Here is a 1,480-nt window from a genome sequence, read left to right as displayed (position 1 = left end):
GTACTGGCATTTGTCCTCAGTGGAGCGACAAAGCCTGAATCTGGAAGAAGCAAAGATTGGGGTAATGAATAGTTGTATCAACACACACGCAACGTTGTACCGTCTTATCCTCTGTACCTGCTAAGGTTATAGGGACAAGCCGTACGGGCAATTAGTACTGGTTAGCTTAATGCATTACTGCACTTCCACACCCAGCCTATCAACGTCCTGGTCTCGAACGACCCTTCAAAGAGCTCAAGGCTCTGGGAAATCTCATCTCAAGGCAAGTTTCCCGCTTAGATGCTTTCAGCGGTTATCTCTTCCGAACTTAGCTACCCGGCAATGCCACTGGCGTGACAACCGGTACACCAGAGGTTCGTCCACTCCGGTCCTCTCGTACTAGGAGCAGCCCCCTTCAAATTTCCAACGCCCACGGCAGATAGGGACCAAACTGTCTCACGACGTTTTAAACCCAGCTCACGTACCACTTTAAATGGCGAACAGCCATACCCTTGGGACCGGCTACAGCCCCAGGATGTGATGAGCCGACATCGAGGTGCCAAACTCCCCCGTCGATATGAACTCTTGGGAGGAATCAGCCTGTTATCCCCAGAGTACCTTTTATCCGTTGAGCGATGGCCCTTCCATACAGAACCACCGGATCACTATGTCCTACTTTCGTACCTGCTCGACTTGTCAGTCTCGCAGTTAAGCACGCTTATGCCATTGCACTATCAACACGATGTCCGACCGTATCTAGCGTACCTTCGAACTCCTCCGTTACACTTTAGGAGGAGACCGCCCCAGTCAAACTGCCTACCATGCACTGTCCCCGATCCGGATAACGGACCAAGGTTAGAACCTCAAACAAACCAGGGTGGTATTTCAAGGTTGGCTCCACGAGAACTAGCGTCCCCGCTTCAAAGCCTCCCACCTATCCTACACAGATTGGTTCAAAGTCCAATGCAAAGCTACAGTAAAGGTTCATGGGGTCTTTCCGTCTAGCCGCGGGTAGATTGCATCATCACAAACATTTCAACTTCGCTGAGTCTCGGGAGGAGACAGTGTGGCCATCGTTACGCCATTCGTGCAGGTCGGAACTTACCCGACAAGGAATTTCGCTACCTTAGGACCGTTATAGTTACGGCCGCCGTTTACTGGGACTTCAATCAAGAGCTTGCACCCCATCATTTAATCTTCCAGCACCGGGCAGGCGTCACACCCTATACGTCCACTTTCGTGTTTGCAGAGTGCTGTGTTTTTATTAAACAGTCGCAGCCACCAGTTTATTGCAACCCTTTCACCCTCATGGAGTAAACCAATCAAGCTACCGGGGCGTACCTTTTCCCGAAGTTACGGTACCAATTTGCCGAGTTCCTTCTCCCGAGTTCTCTCAAGCGCCTTAGAATACTCATCTCGCCCACCTGTGTCGGTTTGCGGTACGGTCTCGTATGACTGAAGCTTAGAGGCTTTTCTTGGAACCACTTCCGATTGCTTCGTG

1 rRNA gene is annotated in these 1,480 nt (G+C 50.9%); it reads right to left on the bottom strand.

Annotated features, from left to right (window positions below):
* Window positions 1-130 precede the first annotated feature (130 nt).
* A 23S ribosomal RNA gene (locus NCG91_RS27800) occupies window positions 131-1,480 on the bottom strand; the annotation flags it as partial.

Origin of the sequence: Janthinobacterium kumbetense (genome assembly GCF_023703445.1) — a bacterium.
Taxonomy (GTDB): domain Bacteria; phylum Pseudomonadota; class Gammaproteobacteria; order Burkholderiales; family Burkholderiaceae_D; genus Janthinobacterium; species Janthinobacterium kumbetense.
The sequence above is the reverse complement of the archived record's forward strand: the minus strand, read 5'-3'. Positions and strand labels throughout refer to the sequence as shown.